This is a genomic window from Streptomyces sp. DSM 110735 (assembly GCF_016482685.1).
GTDB lineage: Bacteria > Actinomycetota > Actinomycetes > Streptomycetales > Streptomycetaceae > Streptomyces.
In genome coordinates this window covers 132,299-158,923 of the sequence record NZ_JACYHF010000014.1, presented here as the reverse complement: position 1 = coordinate 158,923, position 26,625 = coordinate 132,299, and the positions used below count along the sequence as shown (strand labels likewise).

The following is a 26,625-nucleotide window of genomic DNA, read 5'->3' as shown; positions in this document are numbered from 1 at the left end:
GACTCTATCAGATCTTTTTCCGATCCGATTTCCTCGGTGCTTTCCAGGTTCTCGCTTTCGCGTTTCCCTTTCCGGCGATTCCGACTCTATCAGACGCTTTTCGGTGTCCGATTCCCGGTCGGCGGGATTGTCTGGGCTTTTCGGCTTTCGCCGTTCGGCCTTTCGACATTCACTACGTTAGCCGATTCCCTCGCGGACTCATAATCGAGCCCTTGCGGATTCAATTCGGACATGCGGGCACGCCGAATCGACCCCCGCTGAGGGGAAGTCGTAGGTAGTGGGTTTGCCGCTTCCGTCTACTGGCGATCGCCGTACCCGGGTCAAGCGGCTCGGGCTACATTACGCACCTTCCAAGAGCGAGTCAACGTGACCTGCGTCTCGGTACATGGGGGCGGTAGGGGCTCACCGTGGGGTCGCCGTCGACCCAGTAGCGCCAGGGGTGGACACCGCCGTCGCCGGAGACGCCCGTCCTCGGTCCGTTGCACACCTGGTCGGCGGGGACGGGGGTGCCGGTCAGGAGGTGGAGCGGGGCTGCCTCGGGGCCGCAGACGTCGGTGCCGTCCAGGGAGCGGTCGATGTCCATGGCGGTGGCGAGGCGGGCCGGACCCTTGGCCAGTTCCTTGTCGTTGCGGGCGGAGAGGCGGCGCTCGCGGGCCAGCTCGGCGCCCTCCACGATCTCGCCGGCGCGGAGCAGTACCCCGCTCGCCTGTCCCTCCGGTCCGCAGACGAGGTTCATGCAGTGCCACATGCCGTAGGTGAAGTAGACGTACGCGTGGCCGGGCGGACCGAACATCACGCCGTTGCGGGCGGTGCGACCGCGGAAGGCGTGGGAGCCGGGGTCGTTCGGGCCGTCGTACGCCTCGACCTCGGTGAGGCGGGTGACGATCGGACCGTCGGGTGTCGTGCGGACCAGGAGGCGGCCGAGGAGGTCGGGGGCGACCTCCAGGACGGGACGGTCGAGGAACTCCCGGGGCAGTGGCGTACGGTCCGGTGGCGTGATCATGCCCTCCGAGGGTAGTGCAGCCCGGGTCGCCGTCATGGCGGAACCGGTCGGGCCCGGATCGCGTTTGTACGGGGCGAAGGTCCATTCGTAAGGGGAGAGTAAATGGCGTTCAAGAAGCTGCTCGCGAGCCTGGGTGCCGGTGGCGCCTCGGTGGAGACGGTGCTGACCGAGGTCAACGTGGTGCCCGGTGGTGTCGTGCAGGGCGAGGTCCACATCCAGGGCGGCTCGGTGGACCAGAACATCGAGGGGCTGTCGGTCGGTCTTCAGGCGAAGGTCGAGGTGGAGGGCGGCGACCAGGAGTACAAGCAGGACATCGAGTTCACGCGGGTGCGGCTCGGCGGTGCCTTCGAGCTGAAGGCGGGGGCGGTGCACGCGGTGCCGTTCGGTCTGGAGATCCCGTGGGAGACGCCGGTCACGATGATCGACGGGCAGGAGCTGCGCGGGATGCACATCGGGGTGACCACCGAGCTGCAGATCGCCCGTGCGGTGGACTCCTCGGACCTGGACCCGATCAACGTGCACCCGCTGCCCGCGCAGAAGGCGATCCTGGACGCCTTCATCCAGCTCGGCTTCCGCTTCAAGAACGCGGACATGGAGCGCGGTCACATCCGGGGCACCCGGCAGCGGCTGCCGTTCTACCAGGAGATCGAGTTCTACCCGCCGTCGCAGTACCGGGGTCTGCACCAGGTCGAGATCAGCTTCGTGGCCGACGAGCACGCGATGGACGTCGTCCTTGAGATGGACAAGAAGCCGGGTCTGTTCAGCGAGGGCTCCGACACCTTCCGCTCCTTCCAGGTGGGCCTGCACGACTTCCACGCCACCGACTGGGCGGCGTACCTGAACCAGTGGCTGTCCGAGGTCGGCAGTCGCCGCAACTGGTTCTAGGCTCGGGGGCACTGAACGGAATCGATCAGGAGGTACCGAGGTGACCGAGCTCAAGCGGCGGCCGCTCCCCCATGACTTCCATCCGCCCGTGCCGTCGTTCACGGTGACGAGTGAGGACATCGAGCCGGGCGGGGTGCTCAAGGGCGCCCAGGTCTACTCCGACGGGAATGTCTCGCCGGAGCTGAGCTGGGAGGGGTTCCCGGCGGAGACGAAGAGCTTCGCCGTGACCTGCTTCGACCCGGACGCGCCGACCGGCAGCGGGTTCTGGCACTGGGTGGTGTTCGACATCCCTGCCTCGGTGACGTCGCTCCCGGCCGGTGCGGGCAGCGGGAAGTCCGGCGGACTGCCCGAGGGCGCGATTCAGGCGCGCAACGACTACGGGACCAAGGACTTCGGCGGGGCAGCCCCGCCGCCCGGGGACGGCCCGCACCGCTATGTGTTCACGGTGTACGCCGTCGACCAGGAGAAACTCGGTCCGGACGCGGACGCCTCGCCGGCCTTCGTCGGTTTCAATCTGCGTTTCCACGCGCTCGCGCGCGCCCAGCTCATCGGGGAGTACGAGATTCCCGCGGAGAGCTGATCCCCGCTTCGGTGTTTGCCCGCCCCTGGTCTTGGAAGTGATCAGGGGCGGGCGCTTTTTTATTGCGTTGTCCATCTCGACGCGCCCGTCCAGAGTTGATCCACGTCCGCCGGGGGGTGGGCGGGCACACGGGAGGTGGGCTTGATGCGTGGCACCTTGGTCCTGAACGCGAGCTTCGAACCGCTGTCGACGGTGACGCTGAACCGTGCTGTCGTGCTGGTCCTCCAGGACAAGGCGGTCGTGGAGCAGGCGCACCCCGTGCTGCGGATGCGCGGTGCCGACGTGGACATACCCGCGCCCCGGGTGATCCGGCTGTGCAGATACGTACGGGTGCCGTTCCGAAGACAAGCGCCCTGGTCGAGGCGGGGTGTGCTGGTGCGGGACCGGCACCGGTGCGCGTACTGCGGGCGCTCGGCGAGCACGGTGGACCATGTGGTGCCGCGGGCGCAGGGTGGTGGGGACACCTGGCTGAACACGGTGGCGTCCTGCGCGGAGGACAATCACCGCAAGGCGGACCGGACTCCGGAGCAGGCGGGGATGCCGTTGCTGTGGGAGCCGTTCGAGCCGACGCCTGCGGACGCGATGCTCCTGGCGCTGGGGAACGAGGACTTCGACGCGCTGCCGGACTGGCTGGCGCTGCGGGCAGCGTAGGTCTGGCTTACGAGGACTTGTGAAACAGCGGGGCCCGCCTTCTTCGGAGGAAGGCGGGCCCTGTCGCGTACGGCGTCGTGCGGACCGGGGTCAGTCGATGGACGGACGCTCGCGGCGGTCGGTGCCGGTGCCCTTGTGCTGCTGGGGGACGGAGCCGCCGCCACCACCGGTGCTGCCGCCGCCTCCGCCGAAGTTGCCGAAGTTGCCCATGGCGCCGGAGAGTCCCTTGAGGGCGTCGCCGATCTCGCTGGGGACGATCCAGAGCTTGTTGGCGTCGCCCTCGGCGATCTTCGGGAGCATCTGGAGGTACTGGTAGGAGAGCAGCTTCTGGTCGGGGTCGCCCGCGTGGATGGCCTCGAAGACGGTGCGGACCGCCTGGGCCTCGCCCTCGGCGCGCAGGGCGGCGGCCTTGGCCTCACCCTCGGCGCGCAGGATCTGGGACTGCTTCTCGCCCTCGGCGGTGAGGATCGCGGCCTGGCGCGTGCCTTCCGCGGTGAGGATCGCGGCGCGCTTGTCGCGGTCGGCGCGCATCTGCTTCTCCATCGAGTCCTGGATGGAGGTGGGCGGCTCGATGGCCTTCAGCTCGACGCGGTTGACGCGGATGCCCCACTTGCCGGTGGCTTCGTCCAGGACGCCGCGCAGGGCGGCGTTGATCTCCTCGCGGGAGGTGAGGGTGCGTTCCAGGTCCATGCCGCCGATGATGTTGCGCAGCGTGGTGACGGTGAGCTGCTCGATCGCCTGGATGTAGCTGGCGACCTCGTAGGTGGCGGCCCGGGCGTCGGTCACCTGGTAGTAGATGACGGTGTCGATGTTGACGACCAGGTTGTCCTGGGTGATCACCGGCTGGGGCGGGAACGGCACGACCTGTTCGCGGAGGTCGATGCGGTTGCGGATGGTGTCGATGAACGGGACCACGATGTTCAGGCCCGCGTTCAGGGTCCGCGTGTAGCGGCCGAAGCGCTCGACGATGGCGGCGCTGGCCTGTGGGATGACCTGGATGGTCTTGATCAGGGCGATGAAGACCAACACCACCAGAATGACCAGGACGATGATGACCGGTTCCATCGTGTTCCCCGTACCCCTCTCCGCTGTCGAAGATCTTGCTGGTCGAGTCTGTCAGACCGTTGCCCAACTCGGGGGCAGATGAATCAGATGACGAGCGCGGTGGCTCCCTCGATGTCCACGACGTCGACTTCCTGACCGATCTCGTAGGCGCGTGAGGCGTCGAGGGCGCGGGCCGACCAGATCTCCCCGGCGAGCTTGACGCGGCCGCCGGAGGCGTCGACGCGTTCCAGGACGACGGCCTGCTTGCCCTTCAGCGCGTCCACACCGGTGGCCAGTTGGGGGCGCTGCCGGTCGTGCCGCAGGGCGATGGGGCGGACGACGGCGATGAGGGCGACGGAGACGATCACGAAGGTGAGCACCTGGATCACCACGCCGAAGCCGAGCCCCGCGACGACGGCGGCGGCCACGGCTCCCACCGCGAACATGCCGAATTCGGGCATCGCGGTGATCACGAGGGGGATTCCGAGCGCCGCCGCGCCGACGAGCCACCACACCCATGCGCCGATGTCGTCCACGGGCTCATGGTAGGGCCGTGGGGCGGGCCGCCGACAGGGTGCGGACGGGGGCCGCCCGGATCAGGAACGGATGCGTGGCGGATGCGTGGCGGATGCCGGACGGATCAGGACAGGGGCAGGCCGCGCGCGGTCCAGCGGTCCCCGACCTGCTCCACGACGAGCGGGAGGCCGAAGCACAGGGAGAGGTTGCGGGAGGTCAGTTCCAGCTCGATCGGGCCCGCGGTGAGGACCTTGCCCTGGCGGATCATCAGGACGTGGGTGAAGCCGGGGGCGATCTCCTCGACATGGTGGGTGACCATGATCATGGAGGGCGCGATGGGGTCGCGGGCCAGTCGGCCGAGGCGGCGGACCAGGTCCTCGCGGCCGCCGAGGTCGAGTCCGGCGGCGGGCTCGTCCAGGAGCAGCAGCTCGGGGTCGGTCATCAGGGCGCGGGCGATCAGGGTGCGCTTGCGCTCGCCCTCGGAGAGGGTGCCGAAGCGGCGGTCGAGGAAGTCGCTCATGCCGAGGCGGTCGAGGAAGGCGCGGGCGCGCTGCTCGTCGACGTCCTCGTACTCCTCGTGCCAGCCCGCGGTCATGCCGTAGGCGGCGGTGAGGACGGTCTGCAGGACGGTCTGGCGCTTGGAGATCTTCTCGGCCATGGCGATGCCGGCCACGCCGATGCGGGGGCGCAGTTCGAAGACGTCGACCTTGCCGAGGGTCTCGCCGAGGATGGTGCTGGTGCCCTTGGTGGGGAAGAGGTAGCTGGACGCGACGTTGAGGAGGGTGGTCTTGCCCGCGCCGTTGGGGCCGAGGATGACCCAGCGCTCGCCCTCCTTGACCGACCAGTTGACCTGGTCCACCAGAGCCCGGCCCTCACGGACCACGGATACGTCCTGAAGCTCCAGAACATCGCTCATGAGCGCGTTGTCTCCCCTTGCGTTGTGGCCGGTCTCGGCTGTCGCGTACGCCTGTGGCTCGGGCCGCCACGCCAATGGGCGCAGCCCATATGAAATCTACGCCACGAGTGTGGTGCTCCATTCCATCGGTCCGGTCCTTAGGGTGGGGGGATGCTCACGGAACCGCGTTCAGGACGCCTCGCCGCTTGGGGAAATGCCCTTTTGGCCGGACTTGTCTCCCCGGATGACGCCGTACTCGCCGTCGTGGGCGAGGACGCGGTGCACCGGGTCGCGGGGTTGCCGGGCGAGGAGGGCGTGGTCGGTCTCACGCTGGCGCTGGGGAAGCTGCGGGGGCTCGGGGTGACGGGGTTCCGGGTGGCGCTGCCCGCGCCGGGGCATCCGCTGGGGCTGAGCGGTCCGCCGGAGTTCAACGCGCGGGCGCTGGAGGCCGAGGAGGCGGTGGTCTGTTCCGGGGCGGCTTTCGGTCTGGTTCCGGAGGTGTCCGAGGCGGGACCCGAGGGTGATGTGCACACCGAGGTGGTCTGGCAGGTGCTGCCGGTGCGGGAGGCGCCCCCCGCCGACGTGCCCTCGCTGGGCGAGGCGGAGCGGGAGCTGGCGGAGGCGCTGCGCGAGGCGACGGAGGTGCTGACGCGGCTGGACGTGGCGGCGTCGGGTCCGGTGGCGGAGGCGGCGATCGACGCGTACCGGGCGCGGGCGGAGGCGCCGCGCCGTGCGGGGGTGCGGGTGACGGGCGGCCACGGATACGAGGTGCTGTCGCCGGGGTATCCGCCGCGCGCGGTGCGGGTGCTTGAGCTGGCGGAGCGGATCGGGCTGCTGGTGTCCCTGGCGTACGGGGGCGGGCACGGGGGTGCGGTGAGCGCGTCGGAGATGGCGGCGCGGTCGGCGGCGCTGCGCCCGGTGGAGCGGACGGCGCGGCGGGCACGGGTGGCGGCGTACAACTCGGTGGTGGAGGAGCGGGAGCGGCGCTGAGGCGCGGGCGCTCGCGGTGAGGTGCCGGGGCTTGTCGGTCGGGCACCGCGCCGCGCGGGGCCGGGCTGCCGGGGCTCGGGATGAGGCGCCGGGGCTCGCGGCCGGGCTGCCGGTGACGGCGCCCCCGCTCGCGGTGAGGCGCGGGAGTTCACCGGTCAGCCCCCGCGCCGCGCGGGGTCGGGCTGCCGGGGCTCGCGGGCAGTCTGCCGGGGGCTCGGGGTGAGGCGCCGGGGTTCGTGTCGGGCTGCCGGTGATGGTGCCCGTCCGGCGGAGGTTCGGGGCAGACGCAGGGCCCCCGGTGGGGGTGCCGGGGGCCCTGCGGGTTTGTGGGGGCGTGTCAGCCGTTAATGCCCGTGTTGCCGAAGGCCGGGTTCAGCAGGCCGATGACGTCGACGGTGTTGCCGACGACGTTCACCGGGACGTGCACCGGCGCCTGGATGACGTTGCCCGAGACGACGCCCGGCGAGCCCGTGGCGGCACCGGCGGCGCCGCTGCTGGCGGAGGCCATGCCCGCGCCCGCCGCGATCAGTCCGCCGGTCACCATCGTCACGGCCGCGACCTTCTTCAGGTTCTTCATGTCCAACCCCTCCTTGGCATTCACCGCGGCGGTTCGCCGCGGCACGCACTGGAGAACGGCGGGGGCGGGACGAGGTTGCGCCGTACGGGTGACATTCCCACGACGGTATGAATCTCGGATCGGACGGTGACCTTTCGGATCGCCGTTCGTAGGGCGGGAATTGACGGCGTTTCAGCCGGACACACCGTGACGTACCGCCCACAGCGCGGCCTGGGTGCGGTCGGCCAGGTCGAGTTTCATCAGGATGTTGGAGACGTGCGTCTTGACGGTCTTCTCGGACAGGACGAGGGCGCGGGCGATCTCGCGGTTGGAGCGTCCGTCGGCTATCAGACCGAGCACCTCGCGCTCCCGTTCGGTGAGTGAACCGCCCCTGCCCTGACCGGGGTTGGTCTCCTCCTGAGAGAGCAGCGCGTCGGCGACCTCCGCCTGGAGCAGGACGTGTCCGGCGTGCACGGAGCGGATGGCGGCGGCGAGGGCGTCGGGGTCCACGTCCTTGTAGACGTACCCGGCGGCGCCCGCGCGCAGGGCGGGCACGACCGTACGGCGCTCGGTGAAGCTGGTGACGATCAGCACCCGGGCGGGGTTGGCGAGTTCGCGGAGGCGGCGCAGTGCCTCGATGCCGTCGGTGCCCGGCATTTTGACGTCCATGAGGACGATCTCGGGGCGCAACTCCTCGGCCAGGGCGACTCCTTCGGCGCCGTCGGCCGCCTCGCCGACGACCTCGATGTCGTCCTGCACCTCCAGGAAGGTGCGCAGTCCCCGGCGGACGACCTGGTGGTCGTCGACGAGGAGCACCTTGATCGGGTCAGCCACCGGGCACCTCCATCTCGATCGCGGTGCCCTTGCCGGGCGCCGATTCCACGGTCAGCGTGCCGCCGACCCCGCTCGCGCGGTCCCGCATGGAGACAAGGCCCAGATGGCGTCCGGCGCGGCGGACCGCCGTGGGTTCGAAGCCCTCGCCGTCGTCGGTGACGCGCAGGACGGCGCCGTTGCCGTGCCGGGTCACGCTCACGTCGACGTGGGCGGCGCCGGAGTGGCGCAGGGCGTTGTGCAGCGCCTCCTGGGCGACTCGGAGCAGGGCTTCCTCCTGGGCGGCGGGCAGGGCGCGGATGCCGTGCCCGGTGAAGGTGACGCGGGCGCTGTGGGCGCGGTCGAGGACCTGGACCTGGGTGCGCAGGGTGGCGACGAGTCCGTCCTCGTCCAGCGCGGCGGGGCGCAACTCGACGACGGCGGCGCGCAGTTCGTCGGCCGCTTCGGCGGCGAGGGCGGCGACCTGGTGCAGTTCCTCCTTGGCGCGGGCGGGGTCGCGGTCGACGAGGGCGGTCGCCGCCTGGGCGGTCAGGCGGAGCGAGAACAGCTTCTGGCTGACGGCGTCGTGGAGTTCGTGGGCGAGGCGGGAGCGTTCCTCTGCGATGGTCAGCTCGCGACTGCGTTCGTAGAGGCGGGCATTGGTGAGGGCGATGGCGGCGTGCTGGGCGAGGATGCCGAGCAGTTCCTCGTCCTCGGCGGTGAAGCCGCAACCGCCTTCCGGTTTCCGGCAGTTCTTGTTGGCGAGGAAGAGGGCGCCGATGACCTCGTCGCCGTCGCGGATGGGCAGACCGAGGAAGTCGGCGAGTTCGGGGTGGGCGTCGGGCCAGCCCTCGAAGCGGGGGTCGCGCCGTACGTCCGCCAGGCGCTCGGGGCGGGCTTCCCGGAGCATCGCCGCGAGCACGCCGTGCTGGCGCGGGAGCGGTCCGATCGCCTTCCACTGCTCCTCGCTCACGCCGTCCACGACGAACTGGGCGAAGCCGCCGTGGTCGTCGGGGACGCCGAGGGCGGCGTACTGGGCGTTCAGCAGCTCGCGCGCGGAGGCGACGATCGTCTTGAGGACGTCGCGCACCTCCAGGTGTCTGCTCATGGCCAGCAGCGCGGAACTCACCGCGGCGAGGCCGGACCGGGGGCCGTAGCTCATGTCCTCACGGTACCGGCGGGGTGCGCCGGGGCGGATCGGCCGGGTGACCTGCCGTTCGGGTCGCTGGACGTAGGGCCCGGGGCGTAGGCCGCCGGTCCCCGCGCCTGGTCGGGCGCCGGACGTACGGCGAAGGGACCGCGCGGGTCGGGGCCGCGGGCCGAGGTGGGCGGGGGCGGGGCGTTCCTAGGTTGAGGTCATCGCCCGCCGGGGCGGTCGAGGGTGAGCCGAGGGGTTGATGAGGATGGCTGTCGCGATCATCACGGGGGCGTCGAAGGGGCTGGGCCGGGCGCTGGCGGAGGCGCTGGCCGCGCGGGGCTGGGATCTGGTGCTCGACGCGCGGGGCGAGGGGGCGCTGAAGGAGTGCGCCGGGGCGGTCGCCGGGCACGGTACGCGGGTGGTGGCGCTCGCCGGGGATGTCACGGACGCCGGGCACCGGACCGCGCTGGTGGCGGCGGCGCGCGGGCTGGGCGGAGTGGACCTGCTGGTGCACAACGCGAGCGCGCTGGGCGCCGAGCCGCTGGTGGGGCTGGCGGAGCTGCCGCTGGACGGGCTGCGGCGGGCGCTGGAGGTGAACACGGTCGCCGCCCTTGGGCTGGTGCGGGAGGCGCTGCCCGCGCTGCGGGCGTCGCTGGCGGGCGCCGTGATCACGGTCAGCTCGGACGCCGCGGTGGAGGCTTATCCCACCTGGGGCGGTTACGGCGCCTCGAAGGCGGCACTCGATCATCTCGCGGCGGTGCTCGCCGAGGAGGAGCCGGGACTGCGGGTGTGGGCGGTGGACCCGGGCGACATGGCGACCGAGCTGTACGCGGCGGCCGTACCCCTGGACGACGACCCGCGTCCCGCGCCCGGAACGGTGGTGCCCGCGTTCCTGCGGCTGCTGGAGGAGCGCCCGGCGAGCGGGCGGTACACCGCCGAGGCGCTGCGGGAGCGGCGATGAGGACGGTCCCGCCTCTCTCCCCTATGTACACGTGGAAGCTGCCCCGGGAGCTGTCCGCGCCGGTGCCCGCCGAGCAGCGCGGTCCCGGGCGCGGACGGGATTCCGTACGGCTGCTGGTCTCGCGCGGTACGGAGGTGACGCACCACGCGTTCGGGGAGCTGCCCCGGTTGCTGCGGGCCGGGGACGTGCTGGTGGTGAACACCTCGGCCACGCTGCCCGCGGCGGTGGACGGGCGGATGGGGTCCGATCCGGTGGTGGTGCACTTCTCGACCCGGGGTGACGACGGGCGGTGGGCGGTCGAGCTGCGGGAGCCGGACGGGCGGGGCACCACGCGCGCGCGGGCGGGCGGACCCGCGCGGAGTGAGGTGCTGCTGCCGGGCGGGGCGCGGCTGGTCCTGGAGGAGCCGCTGGCCCGGGACGGGGAAGGGGACGGCGGGCGGCTGTGGTGGGCGCGGGTGTCCGGGGCGCCGGTCTCCCGGGTGCTGGGCGAGCACGGGCGCCCCATCCGTTACTCCTATACAACGCGGGACCAGCCGCTCGCGGCGTACCAGACGGTGTTCGCGCTGCCGTCGGCGGACGGGGCGGGCAGTGCGGAGATGCCGAGCGCGGCGCGTCCGTTCACGGCGTCCACGGTGGCGGAGCTGGTGAGCCGGGGGGTGTGGCTGGCGCCGGTGACGCTGCACACCGGGGTGGCGTCGGCGGAGGCGCACGAGCCGCCGTATCCGGAGCGGTTCGCGGTGCCGGAGGCGTCGGCGCGGCTGATCGGGGCGGCGCGCGCCGGGGGCGGGCGGGTGATCGCGGTGGGGACGACGGCGGTACGGGCCGTGGAGTCGGCGGCCGGGTCCGACGGGGTGGTGCGGGCTGCCGGGGGCTGGACGGATCTCGTGGTCACGCCGGAGCGCGGGGTGCGGGCGGTGGACGGGCTGCTGACCGGGCTGCACGAGCCGGAAGCCTCGCATCTGCTGATGCTGCGGGCCGTGGCGGGGCGGGCGGCGGTGGACCGGGCGTACGCCGAGGCGGTGCGGCAGCGGTACCTCTGGCACGAGTTCGGGGACGTGCACCTCCTCCTTCCCGACTGACTTCCGACTGACTTCCTGGCTGACCCACGAGTGAGTGCTTACGCAAAGCACTTCACCGGCGACGCCGAGTGAGAAGGGGGCGTTACCGGTGTGAGCCCTCGCATAGGGCGCACATCACGTACGAACGGACATAGGAGACAAGGTATCCCACGGTGAACGGGACGGATGCTCTAATCTGTCCCGATTTGCCCTTACCTGATCCACTATGCAGGGTCGTACGTCACATCGTTGCCATGGCATTTTGCGGCCGCTAAGAATTGCTCTCGTCGCTCAGCGCCGCGGGTTCCCCCGCGGCGTTCGTGCGGGAGGAGCCGATTCCTCCGGCGGACGCAGGAGCGACCTCCGCGCTTACTCGAAGAGGTCCATCAGCCATGCCCCAGAACATTTTCGACACCGACCGTCTCAGTCGTTCCATGAACAAGCTCGGCACCTTCGCCTCGGCCAAGGTGAGCAAGTTCAACGCGCTCGACAAGCAGCGCAAGATCGCGGTCGCCGGTGTGAGCACCCTCGGTGCCGCCGCCATCGCCTTCGCCGCCGTCCCCGGTGGCAGCACGGCCGTCGCCACCGGCGTCCCCGCCGCGCACACCCAGGTCGCCGCCGAGCACTCCCAGGTCCAGGACCTGAAGAGCACGTTCACCGACCCGGCCGCCGACCAGCAGGTCAAGCTCGACGCGATCGCCGCCAAGGCGAAGGCCGAGGCCGACGCCGCCGCCAAGAAGCGCTCCGCCGACGCCGCCGCGAAGAAGAAGGCCGCCGACGACGCCGCCCGCAAGGCCGCCGCCGCCCGCTCCGCCAAGAAGGCCGCGAGCCGCTCCGCCGAGCGCCCGCAGATGGAGACGGTCGCCGCGCGCACCTACGCGAACAACCTCGACGGGTGGATCCGCCACTCGCTCGACATCATGCACTCCAAGGGCATCCCGGGCAGCTACAGCGGTCTGCACCGCAACATCATGCGGGAGTCCTCCGGCAACCCGCGTGCCATCAACAACTGGGACATCAACGCGATCAACGGCATCCCCTCCAAGGGTCTGCTCCAGGTGATCCCGCCGACGTTCGCCACGTACCACGTGTCCGGTACCTCGTGGAACATCTACGACCCGGTCGCCAACATCACCGCCGCCGCCAACTACGCGGCGCACCGGTACGGCACGATCGACAACGTCAACAGCGCGTACTGAGGCCGGCGCGGACCTCTGAGACACGCCGAAGGGCGGCACCCCTACGCCGGGGGATGCCGCCCTTCTCGCACCTCACGAGGACGCTACTTGCGCATGACCTCGGGCTCGTGCCGCCGCAGGAAGCGCGAGACGAGGAAGCCGCACAGCACGCCGAGCACGATCAGCGCGACCATGTCCAGCGTCCAGGCTCCCGCCGTGTGGTTCCACAGCGGGTCCGTGCTGGTCGGGTCGTCGGTGTTGGGCGCGATGTTGTTGAAGTCCAGCGTGGCGCCCGCCGCCGCCACCGCCCAGCGCGAGGGCATCAGGTACGAGAACTCGTTCACCCCCGGCGTGCCGTGCAGGGCGAAGAGGCAGCCGGTGAACACGACCTGGACGATCGCGAACATCACCAGGAGCGGCATGGTCTTCTCGGAGGTCTTCACCAGCGAGGAGATGACAAGCCCGAACATCATCGACGTGAAGCCGAGCGCCATCACCGGCAGGCACAGCTCAAGGAGCGTCGAGCCGCCGAGCACCACCCCGCGCTCGGGGATCTCCCGGCTGGAGAAGCCGATCAGGCCGACCATCAGACCCTGGAGCATCGTGACCGCGCCGAGCACGACCACCTTGGACATCAGATACGCCGAGCGGGACAGACCGGTCGCGCGCTCGCGCTCGTAGATCACCCGCTCCTTGATCAGCTCACGAACCGAGTTCGCCGCGCCCGCGAAGCAGGCGCCCACCGCGAGGATCAGCAGCACGGTCGTCGCCGTGCCGTTCGGGACGTGGATGCCCTCCTTGTTGACCGGGTTGACCAGCAGACCCTTGCCGTGGTCGATCAACAGGCTGACCGCGCCGAGCACGGCGGGCAGCAGCACCGTCAGCGCCAGGAAGCCCTTGTCGGAGACGATGACCGCGACATACCGCCGCACCAGCGTCAGCAACTGCGAGCCCCAGCTCTGCGGCTTGGCGGGCTTGGCCGCCTTCGACTTCGGCACCGCTACGGACTGCGGGGCCACCGCGTCGATGTCGGCGGCGTACATCTGGTAGTGCTGCGAGCCCTTCCAGCGACCCGCCCAGTCGTAGTCGCGGTAGTTCTCGAAGGCGGAGAAGACGTCGGCCCAGCTTTCGTAGCCGAAGAAGTTCAGCGCCTCCTCCGGCGGACCGAAGTAGGCGACCGCGCCGCCCGGCGCCATCACCAGGAGCTTGTCGCACAGCGCCAGCTCGGCCACCGAGTGCGTGACGACCAGGACGGTACGGCCGTCGTCCGCGAGACCGCGCAGCAACTGCATGACGTCGCGGTCCATGCCCGGGTCCAGACCCGAGGTCGGCTCGTCCAGGAAGATCAGCGACGGCTTGGTCAGCAGCTCCAGGGCCACCGAGACGCGCTTGCGCTGACCGCCGGACAGGGAGGTGACCTTCTTGTCCTTGTGCACGTCCAGCTTCAGCTCGCGCAGCACCTCGTCGATGCGGGAATCGCGCTCGGCGGGCGTGGTGTCGGCGGGGAAGCGGAGCTTGGCCGCGTACTTCAGTGCCTTCCGGACGGTCAGCTCCTTGTGCAGGATGTCGTCCTGCGGGACCAGACCGATGCGCTGGCGCAGCTCGGCGAACTGCTTGTAGAGGTTACGGCTGTCGTACAGCACCTCGCCCTCGTTCGCGGGCCGGTAGCCGGTCAGCGCCTTGAGCAGCGTGGACTTGCCGGAGCCCGACGGTCCGATGACCGCGATCAGCGACTTCTCCGGGGCGCCGAAGGACACGTCCTTCAGGATCTGCTTGCCGCCGTCGACCGTCACGGTGAGGTGGCGGGCCGAGAAGGAGACCTCACCGGTGTCGACGAACTCCTCGAGGCGGTCGCCGACGATCCGGAACGTGGAGTGACCGACACCGACGATGTCGTCCGGTCCGAGCAGCGCGGTGCCGCCCTTGCCGATCGGCTGACCGTTGACGTACGTGCCGTTGTGCGAGCCGAGGTCGCGGATCTCGAAGCGGCCCTCGGGCGTCGTCTGGAACTCGGCGTGGTGCCGGGAGACCTGGAGGTCGGAGACGACCAGGTCGTTGTCCAGCGAGCGGCCGATGCGCATGACGCGGCCGAGCGCGAACTGGTGGAACGTGGTGGGGCTGCGGTCGCCGTAGACCGGCTCGGCGGGGGTCTTGTCCACGGACGCCGACGCCGACGCCTGGTCGGGGGCGGGGTGTTGCTGGTGCGGGATCTGGCCGGACTGGTGCCAGTCCGGTTCGGCGCCGGGCTGGGGCTGCGGGGTCTGCTGGGGGCCATGGCCCCAGGCGCCCGCGCCCTGTGCGGCGTACGGCGCTCCCTGCTGCACCTGTGGCACCGCTTGCGTCGGCATCGCGTGGTGCGCCTGGTGCGGCTGCTGGGTCTGGTGGCCGCCCGAGAGGTTCACCTGCGGGCCGTCGGTCGCGTTGCCCAGGTGCACCGCCGAACCGGCTCCTAGCTGCGCCTGGCTGATCCGACGGCCCTGTACGAAGGTGCCGTTGGTGCTGCCGTGGTCCTCGATGACCCAGCCCTGGCCGTCGAAACGGACCGTGGCGTGCCGCCAGGAGACCCTGGCGTCGTCGAAGACGATGTCGCCCCGCGGATCACGTCCGAGGGCGTAGGACCTGGACGGATCGAGCGTCCAGGTCCGTCCGTTTGATTCCAGTACGAGTTCCGGCACTCCATGCCCCACTGAGTTGTCCCCCGAATTACCCCCGACACAGGGAGTTTAGGGATGTCGAACATCGTGGGGAACTATTCCAGGCGGAGGGCTGTCGTCCCAATCCGGTCCGGGCGCCGTGTGCTTGCGTGCGCTGCGGCTCGCGCCGTTGACGGGGTGGAAAACGGGTCGGAAAGTGGTAATCCCGACGGGGTGCCTCCGGCGGGTCGCGGGGGTGGGGCTGGGGGGTCTGGCGTGGGTTCTGTGGGTTCTGCGGGTTCTGCGCGGGGTGGGGTCAACGGGGGTTCGGGGCGGGGGCGTTCGCTGCCCTGGGGGGACGCGGTTCTTTCCGCTGTCGCGGGGGTCGGGTGGGCGGTCGTCGGGATGGGGGGTACGGCGGCGCTCGGACTGCATCTCGTCGGGGCGGATGCCCGGGGGTCGTTGGGGGCGCTCACGGCGGCGGTCGTGGCGCTCGCGGTGGGGGGTTCTGTCTCGCCGTCCGTGGATGTGTCCGCCTTCGGGATGACGGGGGCTGAGGCTCATGTCGCCTTTCAGGCAACGCCGTTGGGCGTGAGTCTGGTGGGGGCGGTGGTGCTGGGGTTCTTCTTTCTGCGGTCCCTGCGGGGGGTGGGGGGTGCGGGTGCGGGTGCGGGTTCCTGGCGTGAACTGGTCCTGCGGGCCGGTGTGTTGGTGGTGCTCTTCGGGAGCGCGGTGCTGGGGATCTCGTGGGTGGGGCGGGGGGTTGTCAGGCTCGACGGGGGTGACCTCGGGCTGCGCCGCGTTGCGGGGGGTGGGGGGTGGCTCGGGGGGCTCGTGTCGGATCGGGTGGGGGATCTGGCGCGGGCGGAGGTGGCGGTCCGGTTCGTGGTGGACCTCGTTCCTACGGTGCTTGGTGGGGTGGGGTGGTGTATCGGTGTACTCGTCGTCGCGCTTCTGGCGTCCCGCCGTACTTCGCTGCCCGCGGGGTGGGAGCCCGTGCGGCGAGTGGTGCGGCCTGCGGTGTCCGCTGTGGTCACCGTGTTGCTGGTCGCCGTGGGGGCGGGGGTGGCGGCTGCCGGGTACGCGGCGGTGGGGGACGATCATCCGGGGCGGGTTGTGGGGGCGGCGCTGCTGGGGGCGCCCAATGGGGCTTGGCTCGCTGTGCCGTTGGGGTTGTTCGTGCCGTGGGACGGCAGGGCCGGCGGGGTTCTGCGGATGGTGCTTCCGCACCCCGTCGACCAGTTTCTGACCGGCTCCCCCGGGCGGGCCGTCACCGTGGGGCGGTTGGCGGAGCTGGACGGGCGGGTGTGGTTGCTTGCCGTGGGGGCGGGGTTGTTGATGGTGGGGGCGGGGGTGCTGACCGCTGTGCGTACTCCTTCGGGTACGCGGCGCATTGTCTTGTGGTGCGGGGTTCGGCTCGGGGTGGCTACGGGTGTTGCCTTGCCGGTTCTTGTCTGGCTCACCGGTACGTCGGTGGACGCGTCTCTGTCTGTGCTGGGGTTCGATGCCTTTGGTACGGGGGTGGAGTTGCGGGGGCGGGTGGGGGTGGCGGTGGTGGCGGGGGTGGTGTGGGGTGGAGTTGCGGGGGTCTTGGGGGGTTGGGTTGTGGGGCGGCGGGTGGGGGCGGGTCGCAGTTCGGTTCCGGGGGCGGTGGGTGGGCCCTATTCGCCTAGTCCGCCCTATCGGGCGCCGAATCCTGATACGAACCCGTATCTCCGGTTGCCGGAGGTGCCGCCGGTGTCGGGTGGGGACGATGTGTCCGGGGCGCCTACTGTCGCCAGTCCTACGCTTCCGCCGCCGCCTCGGCGCCGGCACCGGTCCTCGGGGGCGTCCGATCCGGGTCCGCCGCCTCCCCCGCCTCGGGAGCCGGGTGGCTGACGCGCCTGCGGTTCGGTGGGGGGCGGGGCCGCGGCGGGGGGTATCCGTCCTCGGTCCGGCGGTCTGCCTGCTGACATGGGCACCCTGAGTTTTCGCCGGCCGCTGCGGGCGGACACCCCCCGCCACGTCCCCTCACCGCCGTACGCGGCCCCAGCACCGTTTCGGGCGGGGGTGGGGGCGGCGTTCGTCGCGTTGGCAGGTGCGGTGCGTGGTCGCTTTGCGGAGCGGCCCCCCGTCGCGTCCCTTTATCGCCGTACGTGGCTGCGGCGTCGCTTCGCGTACGGGGTGGGTGGGCGGCGGGCGTCGCGTTGGGCGGGTGCGGTGCGCTTTCGCGCCCGCCTCCGGAGTGCTACGGGGGAGCGTCCCCGGAGCGCTGGTCTTTGCTGGGGGCGGCGCTCCTGGTGTCAGAGGTTGCTGCCGCCGCTTGCCCTCGTGGAGCGGTGCGGTCCGGGTGGTGGACCCGGAGGCGGGGGGTGGTGGGGGGCGGATACGGTGGAGGGACCATGAGCGCTACGCAGAATGCCGCTTTGCAGGCTGTTGACGACCCGACTCTGCTGGTGAAGATATTCGGGAAGGACCGGCCCGGGATCACGGCCGGGCTGTTTGACACGTTGGCCGCGTTTCGGGTCGATGTGGTTGATATCGAGCAGGTTGTCACGCGGGGACGGCTGGTGCTGTGTGCGCTGGTGTCGGCGCCGCCGGTGGGGCTTGAGGGGGATCTGCGGGCCACTGTGCATAGCTGGGCCGAGTCGATGAAGATGCAGGCCGAGATCATTTCGGGGCACGGGGACAACCGTCCTCGGGGGGTCGGGCGGTCGCTCGTCACCGTGCTGGGGCATCCGCTCACCGCCGAGTCCACCGCCGCCATCGCCGCGCGGATAGCGCAGGCCGGGGGGAACATCGACCGGATTTTCCGGCTGGCCAAGTACCCCGTCACCGCTGTCGAGTTCGCCGTTTCCGGTGTGGAGACCGGGTCGCTGCGGAGTGCGCTCGCCGCGAGTGCGTCGGCGCTGGGGGTCGACATCGCCGTCGTTTCGGCGGGGCTGCATCGGCGGGCGCAGCGGCTCGTGGTGATGGATGTGGACTCCACGCTGATCCAGGACGAGGTCATCGAGCTGTTCGCGGCGCACGCGGGGTGTGAGGCGGAGGTCGCCGAGGTGACCGCCGCCGCGATGCGGGGGGAGCTGGACTTCGAGCAGTCGCTGCATGCCCGGGTCGCGCTGCTGAAGGGGCTGGACGCCTCGGTGGTGGAGAAGGTGCGCGATCAGGTACGGCTGACGCCGGGGGCGCGGACCTTGATCCGTACGCTCAAGCGGCTCGGGTATCAGGTCGGAGTCGTCTCCGGTGGGTTCACGCAGGTCACCGATGATCTGAAGGAGCGGCTGGGGCTGGACTTCGCCCAGGCGAACACCTTGGAGATCGAGGACGGCAAGCTGACCGGGCGGGTCACCGGGGAGATCGTGGACCGGGCGGGCAAGGCGCGGTTGCTGCGCCGGTTCGCCGCCGAGGCGGGCGTGCCGCTGGCGCAGACCGTGGCCATCGGTGACGGCGCCAACGACCTCGACATGCTGAACGCCGCCGGGCTCGGCGTCGCCTTCAACGCCAAGCCGGTCGTCCGCGAAGCCGCGCACACCGCCGTGAACGTCCCCTTCCTCGACACCGTCCTCTACCTCCTCGGCGTCACCCGTGAAGAGGTCGAGGCCGCCGAGACCCACGACGAGGACTAGCACCAGGGCAACACGAAGGGGTCCCTGCGCCGCTTGTGGCGCGGGACCCCTTCGTCGGTTTCCGTCACTCCGACGGCGCCCAGTACTCGGTCAGCACCGCCTTGCCCGGTTCCAGGTTCTTCCAGTCGCCGTCGTAGGACAGCACCGCGAAACCGGCGGCGGGGAAGCCCCGGCGGTTCATGCGCTCGCGGGCGTCGCCCTCCGAGGAACCGGCCAGGAGGTCGGCCAGGTGGTGGATGCCGGGGTTGTGGCCGATGAGGATCAGCGTGCGCACGTCGTCCGGGGTCTCGTTGAGCACGGCGATCAGCTCGCCGGGGGAGGCGTTGTAGACCCGGTCCTCGTAGACCGTCCTCGGGCGGTGTTCCAGCTCGTGGACGGCGAGCTTCCACGTCTCGCGGGTCCGCAGGGCGGTGGAGCAGACGGCCAGGTCGAAGGCGAGGCCGGTGTCGGCCAGTCTGCTGCCCGCGACCGTGGCGTCCGTGCGGCCCCGCTCGGCAAGCGGGCGCTCGTGGTCGGACACCTGGGGCCAGTCGGCTTTCGCATGGCGGAAGAGGACGATCCTGCGGGGTTCAGCGACGCTCATGGCACCCAGCTTCGCACGAAAGATGTGCCCTGGCGCAGGGAGTTGACATGCGGATTCACCGTACGAGCGAGGGTCTCGCACACCGTGGTCTCACCGTACGAGGAGTGTGCGTATCTGTTCGACGAGATGGGCGATCACGGGTTCGCCGGTGGCCGCGTGGGCGTCGGACGGGTTCAGTATCAGCGCGAGCAGGAGGGCGAACGCCGGCACGGGCAGCGCCAGGGCCCACCAGGGCAGTCGCGTGCCGTCGGCGCCCGTGGTCGCCGGGTGGGTCCGGGGGTGGGTGCGGACGGACATGGTCGCCTCCGTCGGTCTTCGCAGCGGGTGCCGCGACCCCGCGTCGCGGCACACTTCGAAGTTACGGAATCACCGTCCGTGGGCCCATCGGGAAAGCCACCCACTTGACCCTGAGTCTCGTCCCCTAGGGGATGGGGGGTCAGCCCCACCTCCGGGTGGGACTCAGGGCGAGGCGATCGTCGCGATGATGCCGATGATCACGAAGAGGGCGAGGAACGAGCCGAAGACGAGGAGCATCTTCTTCTGGCCGTTCTTCGGGTTCGGGTCGAGCACAGGCTGCATGGCGTCAGTCTCGCACCCTTCGTCCGGTACAAGTCCGGCGGGGGCGGCTCAGCGGGCCGCCTCGTCCTCCACCGTGCGGTCGCGGCCCGCGAGGACGCCGACGATCATCTGCGGCACCATGAGCCCCGCCATCAGGGCGAGCGGTACGCCCCAGCCGCCGCTGCGCTGGTAGAGCACGCCGACAAGGAGCGGACCCGGGATCGAGATCAGATAGCCGGTGCTCTGCGCGAACGCGGACAACTGAGCCACGCCCGCGCCGCTGCGCGCCCGCATGCCGACCATGGTCAGCGCGAGCGGGAACGCACAGTTGGAGACGCCCAGCAGCAGCGCCCACGCCCAGGCGCCGGAGGCGGGCGCGAGGTAGAGACCGGCGTAGCCCGCGAGACCGCACGCGCCGAGGGTCAGCACGATCGGACCCTGGTGGGGCAGCCGGGCGGCGACCCTCGGGATGACGAACGCCAGAGGCACGCCCATCACCATGGTGACCGCGAGCAGGACGCCCGCCGTGCCCGCCGGTACGCCCGCGTCCCGGAAGATCTGCGGCATCCAGCCCATGGTGATGTACGCCCCGGTCGCCTGGAGCCCGAAGAACACGGCGAGCGCCCAGGCGGTACGGCTGCGGGCGATGCGGAGGGGCGCGTGCTGCGCCGCGGGGCTCGGCGCCTGCGGAGCGGCTCCCTCGGGGGCACCGGCGCGTGCGCCCTCCTCCCGCTTCCTGACCAGCGGCAGCCACGGCAGGATCGCCGCGCCCGCCAGTGCCGCCCAGATGGCGAGCCCCTGCTGCCAGCCGCCGAGTGCGTGGGCCAGGGGGACGGCGACCGCCGCCGCGACCGCCGTGCCCGCGGCGAGCGCCATGGAGTACAGACCCGTCATGGAGCCCACTCGGTCCGGGAACCAGCGCTTGACGATGACCGGCATCAGGACGTTGCTGACGGCGATGCCCATGAGGGCGAGCGCGCTGGCGGCGAGGAAGCCGGGGGTGCTCCCGGCGAAGGGGCGGATCAGGAGTCCCGCGGTGATGGCGGTCATGCCCGCGCAGACCACGGCGCCCAGACCGAAGCGGCGGGCGAGGCGGGGCGCGGTGGCGCCGAAGACCGCGAAGCACAGCGGGGGTACGGAGGTCAGCAGACCCGCCACGCTGCCGCTCATGCCGAGCCCGTCGCGGACCTCCTCCAGGAGCGCGCCGAGGCTGGTGATGGCCGGGCGCAGGTTCAGCGCGGACAGCACGATGCCGACGACCAGCAGCCGCGTCATCCACGCGCGCGGGGACGACACGTCCCGTCCGGCCGTGTCGCGCGCGGGCACCGGCGTCTCCGTACGGGTCGTCACGGTTCCGGTCTCTTCACTCGCCATGAGACCCATCATAGAATCATGGGATGATTGGTTGTCCATCCCCGGAGCGGTCGCACCCCGCGTTCGCGTGCGAAGGTGTGCCATGCCCCTGAGTCACCCCCGACGTTCGGCGCTGTCCGAGCAGGTCATCGCCGAGCTGCGGAATCAGATCGCCTCCGGCGAGTGGCCGGTCGGCTCGCGCATTCCGACCGAGCCCGAACTGGTCGAGCAGCTCGGCGTCGCCCGCAACACCGTCCGCGAGGCGGTCCGCGCGCTCGCGCACAACGGTCTGCTGGACATCCGCCAGGGCTCCGGGACGTACGTCGTGGCGACCAGCGAGCTGGCGGGCGTCATGCACCGCAGGTTCGCGGACGCCGATCCCCGGCACATCGCGGAGCTGCGGTCCACGCTGGAGTCGGCGGCGGCGCGGCTGGCGGCGGCGCGGCGCACCGAGAAGGACCTCAAGCAGCTCGACGCGCTCCTGGGCAGGCGCGAGGAGGCGTGGGAGACCGGGGAGGCGGAGGCGTTCGTGGCGGCCGACGCGACCTTCCATCTGGCGGTGGTGGCCGCCTCGCACAACGACGTGATGACGGCGATGTACGCCGATCTCGGCGAGGTGCTGCGCGACTGGCTGCGCGCCGACGTGAGCGACGGGCTGACCCCCGAGACGCACATGGACCACGCCCGTCTGGTGGACGCGATCCGCGTGGGCGACGCGGAACTGGCAGCCGCGGAAGCCGCCAGCTATCCGTTCCTGTGCCGCGCGGGGCGGTTCAGCGCACCTTCTGGTGGCTGATCCACACCGAGCGGATCTCCTTCCAGCAGCGCCCGGTCAGCTTGACCGTCATGGCGGCGTCGGTGTCCACGGGCGCACTGTCGGTGTCGATGTCCCACCAGCGCGCGCACTCGATGTGCAGACGGACCCGGTCGGTGTCCACGTAGGGGTTGTGGCAGTAGGCGACGACGTGCGAGCCCTCGACGGAGGTGCGGCAGGCGGCGCCGAAGAGGCTGGGGGCGGGCGCGGAGTCGTCCGCGCGGGCGGGTGCGAGCGCGGCGGACGGCAGGGACAGGACGAGGGCCAGGGCCACCGTCACCGGGGCCAGGCTGCGGGACAGGCGCACAAAAGAACCTCCTCGGCCGGGCTGCGGAGGGGCGGGCGGGACAACGCCTGCTTCGAGCGTGCGGCGCGGGGGCGGGTACGGCCCGGCAGGTGAGCCGAACGAGTGACGCGGCTCGGGCGGGCGGACGTCCCTCGTACGGGTGACGCCTCCTACGGCGCCCCGGCGACTCCCCTACGGCGGCGCGGCCACTCCCCTACGGCACGCAAGCCGCTCCCCCTACGGGACGAGGCCCGCACCCCCTACGGGACGAGGCCCGCACCCCTTACGGGACGCGGGCCTCGCGGCACAGCCAAGGCGCGGACGCGGCTGCGGCTCAGGCGCCGATCGCGTGCAGACCGCCGTCGACGTGGATGATCTCGCCGGTGGTCTTCGGGAACCAGTCGCTCAGCAGGGCGACGATGCCGCGCCCGGCGGGCTCGGGGTCCTTGAGGTCCCACTCCAGCGGGGAGCGGGTGTCCCACACGGCGGCGAGGTCGGAGAAGCCCGGGATGGACTTCGCGGCCATGGAGCCGAGCGGACCGGCGGAGATGAGGTTGCAGCGGATGTTCTGCTTGCCCAGGTCGCGCGCCATGTAGCGGCTGGTGGCCTCCAGGGCGGCCTTGGCGGGACCCATCCAGTCGTACTGCGGCCAGGCGTACTGCGCGTCGAAGGTGAGACCGACGACCGAGCCGCCGTTCTGCATCAGCGGCAGGCACGCCATGGTCAGCGACTTCAGGGAGAAGGCGGAGACGTGCATGGCGGTGGCGACCGACTCGAACGGCGTGTTCAGGAAGTTGCCGCCGAGCGCGTCCTGCGGGGCGAAGCCGATGGAGTGGACGACGCCGTCCAGACCGCCCAGCTCCTCGCCGACGATGTCGGCCAGGCGCGCGAGGTGCTCCTCGTTGGTGACGTCCAGCTCGATGACCTTGGCGGGCTTCGGCAGCTTCTTGGCGATGCGCTCGGTCAGCGTGGGCCGCGGGAAGGCGGTCAGGATGATCTCGGCGCCCTGCTCCTGCGCGAGCTTGGCCGCGTGGAAGGCGATGGAGGACTCCGTCAGCACACCCGTGATCAGGATGCGCTTGCCCTCGAGAATTCCGCTCATGGTGATCAGTGACCCATTCCCAGTCCGCCGTCAACGGGGATGACGGCTCCAGTGATGTACGAGGCGTCGTCCGAGGCGAGGAAGCGCACGGCGGCGGCGACCTCCTCGGGCTGCGCGTAGCGGCCGAGCGGCACCTGCGACACGATGCCCTTGCGCTGCTCGTCGGTGAGCGCCTTGGTCATGTCGGTGTCGACGAAGCCGGGGGCGACGACGTTGAAGGTGATGTTGCGCGAGCCCAGCTCACGGGCGAGGGAGCGCGCGAAGCCGACCATGGCGGCCTTGGAGGCGGCGTAGTTCGCCTGCCCCGCCGAGCCCAGCAGACCGACCACCGAGGAGATCAGGACGACGCGGCCCTTCTTGGCGCGCAGCATCCCGCGGTTGGCGCGCTTCACCACACGGAAGGTGCCGGTGAGGTTGGTGTCGACGACCGAGGTGAAGTCCTCCTCGGACATGCGCATCAGGAGCTGGTCCTTGGTGACGCCCGCGTTGGCGACGAGCACCTCGACCGGGCCGTGCTGCTCCTCGATCTCCTTGTACGCCTGCTCGACCTGCTCGGCGTCGGTGATGTCGCACTTGACGGCGAGGAAGCCCGCCGGGGGCTCGCCCGAGCGGTACGTGATCGCGACCTTGTCGCCGGCGTCGGCGAAAGCGCGGGCGATGGCGAGGCCGATGCCCCGGTTGCCTCCGGTGACGAGAACCGAGCGGCTCAACGGATCACCCTTTCGATTAGCGGTCTGCAGCGTTCCGACAATCCGCCCGGACGAATCGACGTCCGTCGGACAGGCGGCTTCACCGAAAACCTATCGGTCGCGCCGCGTCCGAGGGCAAGCGGGCACCGACAGTGGCTCACGGCGAGTGCTGTCGGGTTCCTACAGGCTGGAGTGTCGTCAGTCCGCCATGCCGGGGGCGTAGGCGGGCAGCCCCTCGGCGCGGGCCGTTTCGAGCATCCTGCGGTCATACGTCACCACGGCTGTCAGGTCGTCGCGCAGCGACAGCGCACTGGCCACATGGATCGCGTCCAACGTCCGCAACCGCCCGACCAGTAGAGCCGCTCCGTCACGCACCTCCCGGGTGAGGAGGATCTCGGTGATCCGGGCCTCCAGATCCTCCATCGCCTTCGGAAAGTGCCCCATGAGATCCACTGTCCGTACGGTCTCCACGAAGCCGAGCGTGCTGGTGGCGAGTATCTCGGTGACCTGCTGCTGCAGGAAAGCGTCCAGATCCCCCCAGTGGTTGCGGCGGGTCATCCAGGTGACCAGCGCGGACGCGTCCATGTAGATCAACGGTCGTCCTCCTCACGCTCGGCCAGGAGCAGCGCCAGAGGATCGATGTCTTCGGGCACCTCGTAATGCGGCATGTCGTGCCGGTCGGCAGCGGTGACCGGCTTCAGCTTGATCTTCCCTTGGGCCACCAGGTGCGCGTACCGCTCCATGGGGCCACCGGCCGGAGACAGTATGGCGATCACGTTGCCGTGCCGGGTGACCTGAATCGCCTCTCCCTTCTCGACACGAGCGAAGACCGCGCTGGGGTTGTACGAGAACTCGCGGACGGAGATGGTGCTCATCCCAGACTCCCTCACTTCGACCGGTTGTGCCTACATATCGCCGATCATACCTACAAACCTAGGTCACTTTGTAGGTACCGGCGCACTCCGCCTCACGAGGAAGAGCGCGCGCAGCAGATTCGGCAGCACCTCGATCACGTCCATGCCTCCAGCCTGCGCGGGCTCCCCCGCCGCCGGGCGGGCGTTCGCCCACGGCTCACCGCCGCGCCGCGACCGCGCACTCCGCCCACACCGTCTTGCCCGGTCCCTTGCGCGCGTGGACGCCCCAGCGGGTGGAAAGGGCGGCGACGAGGAGGAGACCGCGACCGCCGTCCGTCTGCGCCGGGCTCAGCATGGGGTGGGCGGGGTGGGTGTCGGACACCTCCACACGGACGGTGCCCGCCGGGTCGTAGCGGAGGCACAGTTCGAAGTCTCTGCCGGGTACGCGGCCGTGCAGCACCGCGTTGGCGGCGAGCTCCGCGACGACCAGGGCGACGGTCTCCGACCCCTCGCTGCCGTACGGCACGTGCCAGGTGTCTAGCTGGTGCACGGCCAGCCGTCGCGCGAGGCGCGCGCCTCGGCGGGTCGCGGAGAAGCGCTGGGCGAACACACTTACGGTGACGGCCTCTTGGGCCTGTGGTACGGACATGGTGTCCAGGGTTCTGATTCCGCCCGGCTGGCAACAGGAACGAAACCCATACAGAGGCGGCTGTACCAGTGCACACTCTGGACTGGGTGAGTGACGGACCGTGACGATGGGGGGATTGGGCGGCTTGAGCAGGACACGGGAGGCGGCGGCGATGACGGCAGACCAGGGCGGGAGCACCACCAGCGAACCCGAATCCTCCGAGAGCCTCAAGATCTTCGGCGCAGTGCTGAAATCGCTGCGGGAGCAAGCCAACCTGACACAGGAGGAGCTCGCGAGGCGATTGGGGTATTCGTCCGCGTACATCGCCAAGATTGAGCAGGGCAAGCGGTTCCCGCCGTCGGATCTACCCTCGCGAGCCGCCGAACCTCTGGGGACGGTCGGAGCCAAAGTGCTCGCAGCAGCGGTACGGAGCCTGACCAGGCGACCGGGGCTGGCGTCCTGGTTCCAGCAGTGGGCGGGGATCGAGGAGGAGGCGATCTCCTTGTACGCGTACGAGTGCCGAGCGGTTCCGGGACTGTTACAGCCGGAGAGCTACATCCGCGCGGTGTTCGACCAGCAGATCCCGCCCCTGTCAGAGGAGCAATTCGAGCAGCAGGTGACCGCTCGGCAAGAGCGGCAGCGCATCTTGGACGAGCGCCCCAACACCGAGTTCTCCTTCCTCATCGAGCAGGCCGTGCTGGAGCGCGGGCTCGGGGGTGCGCAGGTGACGCGCGAGGTCATCAGCAACCTCCTGGAGCAGGGGAGCCGCCGGAACGTCCAGATCCTCGTCATGCCCCTCCGCCAGGAGGAACACGCCGGTATCGACGGTCAGATGTACCTCGCTGAACGCGACACCCACCAGTGGGTCGGCTACATCGAAGGGCACGACAGCAGCACCCTGCTCACCCAGCCAAAATTGCTGAGTTCCATGCTTCAGCGCTATGGGAAGATGCGCTCACAGGCCCTGAGCCACGCGGCCACCGCGGATCTGCTGAGAAAGATGCAAGGAGCGCTATGAGCACGGAACTGACCTGGTTCAAGAGCAGCTACAGCGGCACCAGTGGCGGCAACTGTGTCGAGGTCGCCATGCGCCCCAATTCCGTCCACATCCGCGACTCCAAGGACAAGCGCATCCGCCCCCTCACTGTCACTGCCAATGCCTGGGCCGCGTTCACATGCCTCGCAACACAGCCGTCTGGTGAGTGAGTCGGCGCCGTACAGAAATCATCGGGCGGGTACAGGATTTGCTCCTGTG

30 protein-coding genes are annotated in these 26,625 nt (G+C 70.6%); 12 read left to right on the top strand and 18 right to left on the bottom strand.

Annotated features, from left to right (window positions below; genetic code table 11):
* Positions 1-361: 361 nt before the first annotated feature.
* Positions 362-1,003: a DNA-3-methyladenine glycosylase gene (locus IF655_RS21595; protein ID WP_199586652.1), complete on the bottom strand. Its 642-nt coding sequence runs from the start codon at positions 1,001-1,003 to the stop codon at positions 362-364.
* A gap of 102 nt (positions 1,004-1,105) precedes the next feature.
* On the opposite strand from IF655_RS21595, the gene IF655_RS21590 reads away from it, so the two are divergent.
* From IF655_RS21590 to IF655_RS21580, 3 genes are all read left to right on the top strand, one after another.
* Positions 1,106-1,888, top strand: coding sequence for a sporulation protein (locus IF655_RS21590; RefSeq protein ID WP_199586651.1), 783 nt, complete (start codon positions 1,106-1,108; stop codon positions 1,886-1,888).
* A gap of 40 nt (positions 1,889-1,928) precedes the next feature.
* Entirely contained in the window at positions 1,929-2,468 is a 540-nt protein-coding gene (locus IF655_RS21585; protein WP_199586650.1) for a YbhB/YbcL family Raf kinase inhibitor-like protein, read from the top strand.
* A gap of 144 nt (positions 2,469-2,612) precedes the next feature.
* Positions 2,613-3,119, top strand: a complete 507-nt coding sequence (locus tag IF655_RS21580; protein ID WP_199586649.1) for an HNH endonuclease — start codon at positions 2,613-2,615, stop codon at positions 3,117-3,119.
* 90 nt (positions 3,120-3,209) lie between these two features.
* On the opposite strand, the gene IF655_RS21575 is transcribed toward IF655_RS21580, so the two are convergent.
* The 3 genes from IF655_RS21575 to IF655_RS21565 form a co-directional block, all read right to left on the bottom strand.
* Entirely contained in the window at positions 3,210-4,184 is a 975-nt protein-coding gene (locus IF655_RS21575; RefSeq protein WP_199586648.1) for an SPFH domain-containing protein, read from the bottom strand.
* 83 nt (positions 4,185-4,267) lie between these two features.
* The gene (locus IF655_RS21570; RefSeq protein WP_199586647.1) at positions 4,268-4,699 is read right to left on the bottom strand and encodes an NfeD family protein; all 432 of its coding nucleotides are present in this window, start codon (positions 4,697-4,699) and stop codon (positions 4,268-4,270) included.
* A gap of 104 nt (positions 4,700-4,803) precedes the next feature.
* On the bottom strand, positions 4,804-5,595 hold the full coding sequence (locus IF655_RS21565; protein WP_199586646.1) for an ABC transporter ATP-binding protein: 792 nt from the start codon (positions 5,593-5,595) through the stop codon (positions 4,804-4,806).
* Positions 5,596-5,745: 150 nt separating this feature from the next.
* On the opposite strand from IF655_RS21565, the gene IF655_RS21560 reads away from it, so the two are divergent.
* The gene (locus IF655_RS21560) at positions 5,746-6,564 is read left to right on the top strand and encodes a hypothetical protein (protein ID WP_199586645.1); all 819 of its coding nucleotides are present in this window, start codon (positions 5,746-5,748) and stop codon (positions 6,562-6,564) included.
* Between the two features lie 337 nt (positions 6,565-6,901).
* Here IF655_RS21560 and IF655_RS21555 read toward each other — a convergent pair whose 3' ends face one another.
* From IF655_RS21555 to IF655_RS21545, 3 genes are all read right to left on the bottom strand, one after another.
* A complete protein-coding gene (locus IF655_RS21555) occupies positions 6,902-7,141 on the bottom strand; it encodes a chaplin (RefSeq protein WP_199586644.1) in 240 nt (79 codons plus the stop codon).
* A 171-nt stretch (positions 7,142-7,312) separates the two neighbouring features.
* The gene (locus IF655_RS21550; RefSeq protein ID WP_199586643.1) at positions 7,313-7,954 is read right to left on the bottom strand and encodes a response regulator transcription factor; all 642 of its coding nucleotides are present in this window, start codon (positions 7,952-7,954) and stop codon (positions 7,313-7,315) included.
* Positions 7,947-9,092 carry a GAF domain-containing sensor histidine kinase gene (locus tag IF655_RS21545; protein ID WP_199586642.1) on the bottom strand — a complete coding sequence of 382 codons (1,146 nt, stop codon included), beginning with the start codon at positions 9,090-9,092 and terminating at the stop codon, positions 7,947-7,949. Before IF655_RS21545 ends, IF655_RS21550 begins: the two co-directional genes overlap by 8 nt.
* Positions 9,093-9,333: 241 nt before the next feature.
* Between IF655_RS21545 and IF655_RS21540 the strand changes: the two genes are divergently transcribed.
* From IF655_RS21540 to IF655_RS21530, 3 genes are all read left to right on the top strand, one after another.
* Positions 9,334-10,029 carry an SDR family oxidoreductase gene (locus tag IF655_RS21540; protein ID WP_199586641.1) on the top strand — a complete coding sequence of 232 codons (696 nt, stop codon included), beginning with the start codon at positions 9,334-9,336 and terminating at the stop codon, positions 10,027-10,029.
* Between the two features lie 23 nt (positions 10,030-10,052).
* Complete coding sequence (locus IF655_RS21535; protein WP_374100311.1) at positions 10,053-11,108, top strand: S-adenosylmethionine:tRNA ribosyltransferase-isomerase; 1,056 nt, start codon at positions 10,053-10,055, stop codon at positions 11,106-11,108.
* Positions 11,109-11,521: 413 nt separating this feature from the next.
* Positions 11,522-12,286 carry a transglycosylase SLT domain-containing protein gene (locus IF655_RS21530; RefSeq protein WP_199586661.1) on the top strand — a complete coding sequence of 255 codons (765 nt, stop codon included), beginning with the start codon at positions 11,522-11,524 and terminating at the stop codon, positions 12,284-12,286.
* 83 nt (positions 12,287-12,369) lie between these two features.
* Here the strand turns inward: IF655_RS21530 and IF655_RS21525 are convergent, their stop codons facing one another.
* Entirely contained in the window at positions 12,370-14,952 is a 2,583-nt protein-coding gene (locus IF655_RS21525; RefSeq protein ID WP_199586639.1) for an FHA domain-containing protein, read from the bottom strand.
* Positions 14,953-14,994: 42 nt separating this feature from the next.
* Here IF655_RS21525 and IF655_RS31255 point away from each other — a divergent pair, with 42 nt between their 5' ends.
* On the top strand, positions 14,995-16,776 hold the full coding sequence (locus IF655_RS31255) for a streptophobe family protein (protein ID WP_307814997.1): 1,782 nt from the start codon (positions 14,995-14,997) through the stop codon (positions 16,774-16,776).
* Positions 16,777-17,279: 503 nt separating this feature from the next.
* Positions 17,280-18,503, top strand: a complete 1,224-nt coding sequence (gene serB / locus IF655_RS21520) for a phosphoserine phosphatase SerB (protein WP_199586638.1) — start codon at positions 17,280-17,282, stop codon at positions 18,501-18,503.
* Between the two features lie 64 nt (positions 18,504-18,567).
* Here serB and IF655_RS21515 read toward each other — a convergent pair whose 3' ends face one another.
* The 4 genes from IF655_RS21515 to IF655_RS21505 form a co-directional block, all read right to left on the bottom strand.
* A complete protein-coding gene (locus tag IF655_RS21515; RefSeq protein ID WP_199586637.1) occupies positions 18,568-19,086 on the bottom strand; it encodes a histidine phosphatase family protein in 519 nt (172 codons plus the stop codon).
* A 90-nt stretch (positions 19,087-19,176) separates the two neighbouring features.
* Complete coding sequence (locus tag IF655_RS21510; RefSeq protein WP_199586636.1) at positions 19,177-19,383, bottom strand: hypothetical protein; 207 nt, start codon at positions 19,381-19,383, stop codon at positions 19,177-19,179.
* A gap of 162 nt (positions 19,384-19,545) precedes the next feature.
* Positions 19,546-19,665: an SGM_5486 family transporter-associated protein gene (locus IF655_RS31530; RefSeq protein WP_277952703.1), complete on the bottom strand. Its 120-nt coding sequence runs from the start codon at positions 19,663-19,665 to the stop codon at positions 19,546-19,548.
* 48 nt (positions 19,666-19,713) lie between these two features.
* Positions 19,714-21,030, bottom strand: coding sequence for a CynX/NimT family MFS transporter (locus IF655_RS21505; RefSeq protein WP_199586635.1), 1,317 nt, complete (start codon positions 21,028-21,030; stop codon positions 19,714-19,716).
* 70 nt (positions 21,031-21,100) lie between these two features.
* Between IF655_RS21505 and IF655_RS21500 the strand changes: the two genes are divergently transcribed.
* Positions 21,101-21,793, top strand: a complete 693-nt coding sequence (locus tag IF655_RS21500) for a FadR/GntR family transcriptional regulator (RefSeq protein WP_199586634.1) — start codon at positions 21,101-21,103, stop codon at positions 21,791-21,793.
* On the opposite strand, the gene IF655_RS21495 is transcribed toward IF655_RS21500, so the two are convergent.
* From IF655_RS21495 to IF655_RS21470, 6 genes are all read right to left on the bottom strand, one after another.
* Positions 21,771-22,118, bottom strand: a complete 348-nt coding sequence (locus tag IF655_RS21495) for a hypothetical protein (protein ID WP_199586633.1) — start codon at positions 22,116-22,118, stop codon at positions 21,771-21,773. The two genes, IF655_RS21500 and IF655_RS21495, sit on opposite strands and share 23 nt — an antisense overlap.
* A gap of 313 nt (positions 22,119-22,431) precedes the next feature.
* Entirely contained in the window at positions 22,432-23,199 is a 768-nt protein-coding gene (gene fabI / locus IF655_RS21490; protein ID WP_018545874.1) for an enoyl-ACP reductase FabI, read from the bottom strand.
* Positions 23,200-23,204: 5 nt separating this feature from the next.
* Positions 23,205-23,909 (bottom strand): 3-oxoacyl-[acyl-carrier-protein] reductase, encoded by a 705-nt coding sequence (fabG, locus tag IF655_RS21485; protein ID WP_161182883.1) that lies wholly within the window; start codon positions 23,907-23,909, stop codon positions 23,205-23,207.
* A gap of 177 nt (positions 23,910-24,086) precedes the next feature.
* Complete coding sequence (locus IF655_RS21480; protein WP_242488861.1) at positions 24,087-24,473, bottom strand: type II toxin-antitoxin system VapC family toxin; 387 nt, start codon at positions 24,471-24,473, stop codon at positions 24,087-24,089.
* Between the two features lie 5 nt (positions 24,474-24,478).
* Positions 24,479-24,763 (bottom strand): type II toxin-antitoxin system Phd/YefM family antitoxin, encoded by a 285-nt coding sequence (locus IF655_RS21475; protein WP_199586631.1) that lies wholly within the window; start codon positions 24,761-24,763, stop codon positions 24,479-24,481.
* A 196-nt stretch (positions 24,764-24,959) separates the two neighbouring features.
* Positions 24,960-25,391, bottom strand: coding sequence for an ATP-binding protein (locus tag IF655_RS21470; protein ID WP_199586630.1), 432 nt, complete (start codon positions 25,389-25,391; stop codon positions 24,960-24,962).
* A gap of 151 nt (positions 25,392-25,542) precedes the next feature.
* On the opposite strand from IF655_RS21470, the gene IF655_RS21465 reads away from it, so the two are divergent.
* Both IF655_RS21465 and IF655_RS21460 read left to right on the top strand, forming a co-directional pair.
* The gene (locus tag IF655_RS21465; RefSeq protein ID WP_199586629.1) at positions 25,543-26,388 is read left to right on the top strand and encodes a helix-turn-helix transcriptional regulator; all 846 of its coding nucleotides are present in this window, start codon (positions 25,543-25,545) and stop codon (positions 26,386-26,388) included.
* Positions 26,385-26,576, top strand: coding sequence for a DUF397 domain-containing protein (locus IF655_RS21460; RefSeq protein WP_199586628.1), 192 nt, complete (start codon positions 26,385-26,387; stop codon positions 26,574-26,576). The genes IF655_RS21465 and IF655_RS21460 overlap by 4 nt, the downstream gene beginning before the upstream one ends.
* Positions 26,577-26,625 lie beyond the last annotated feature (49 nt).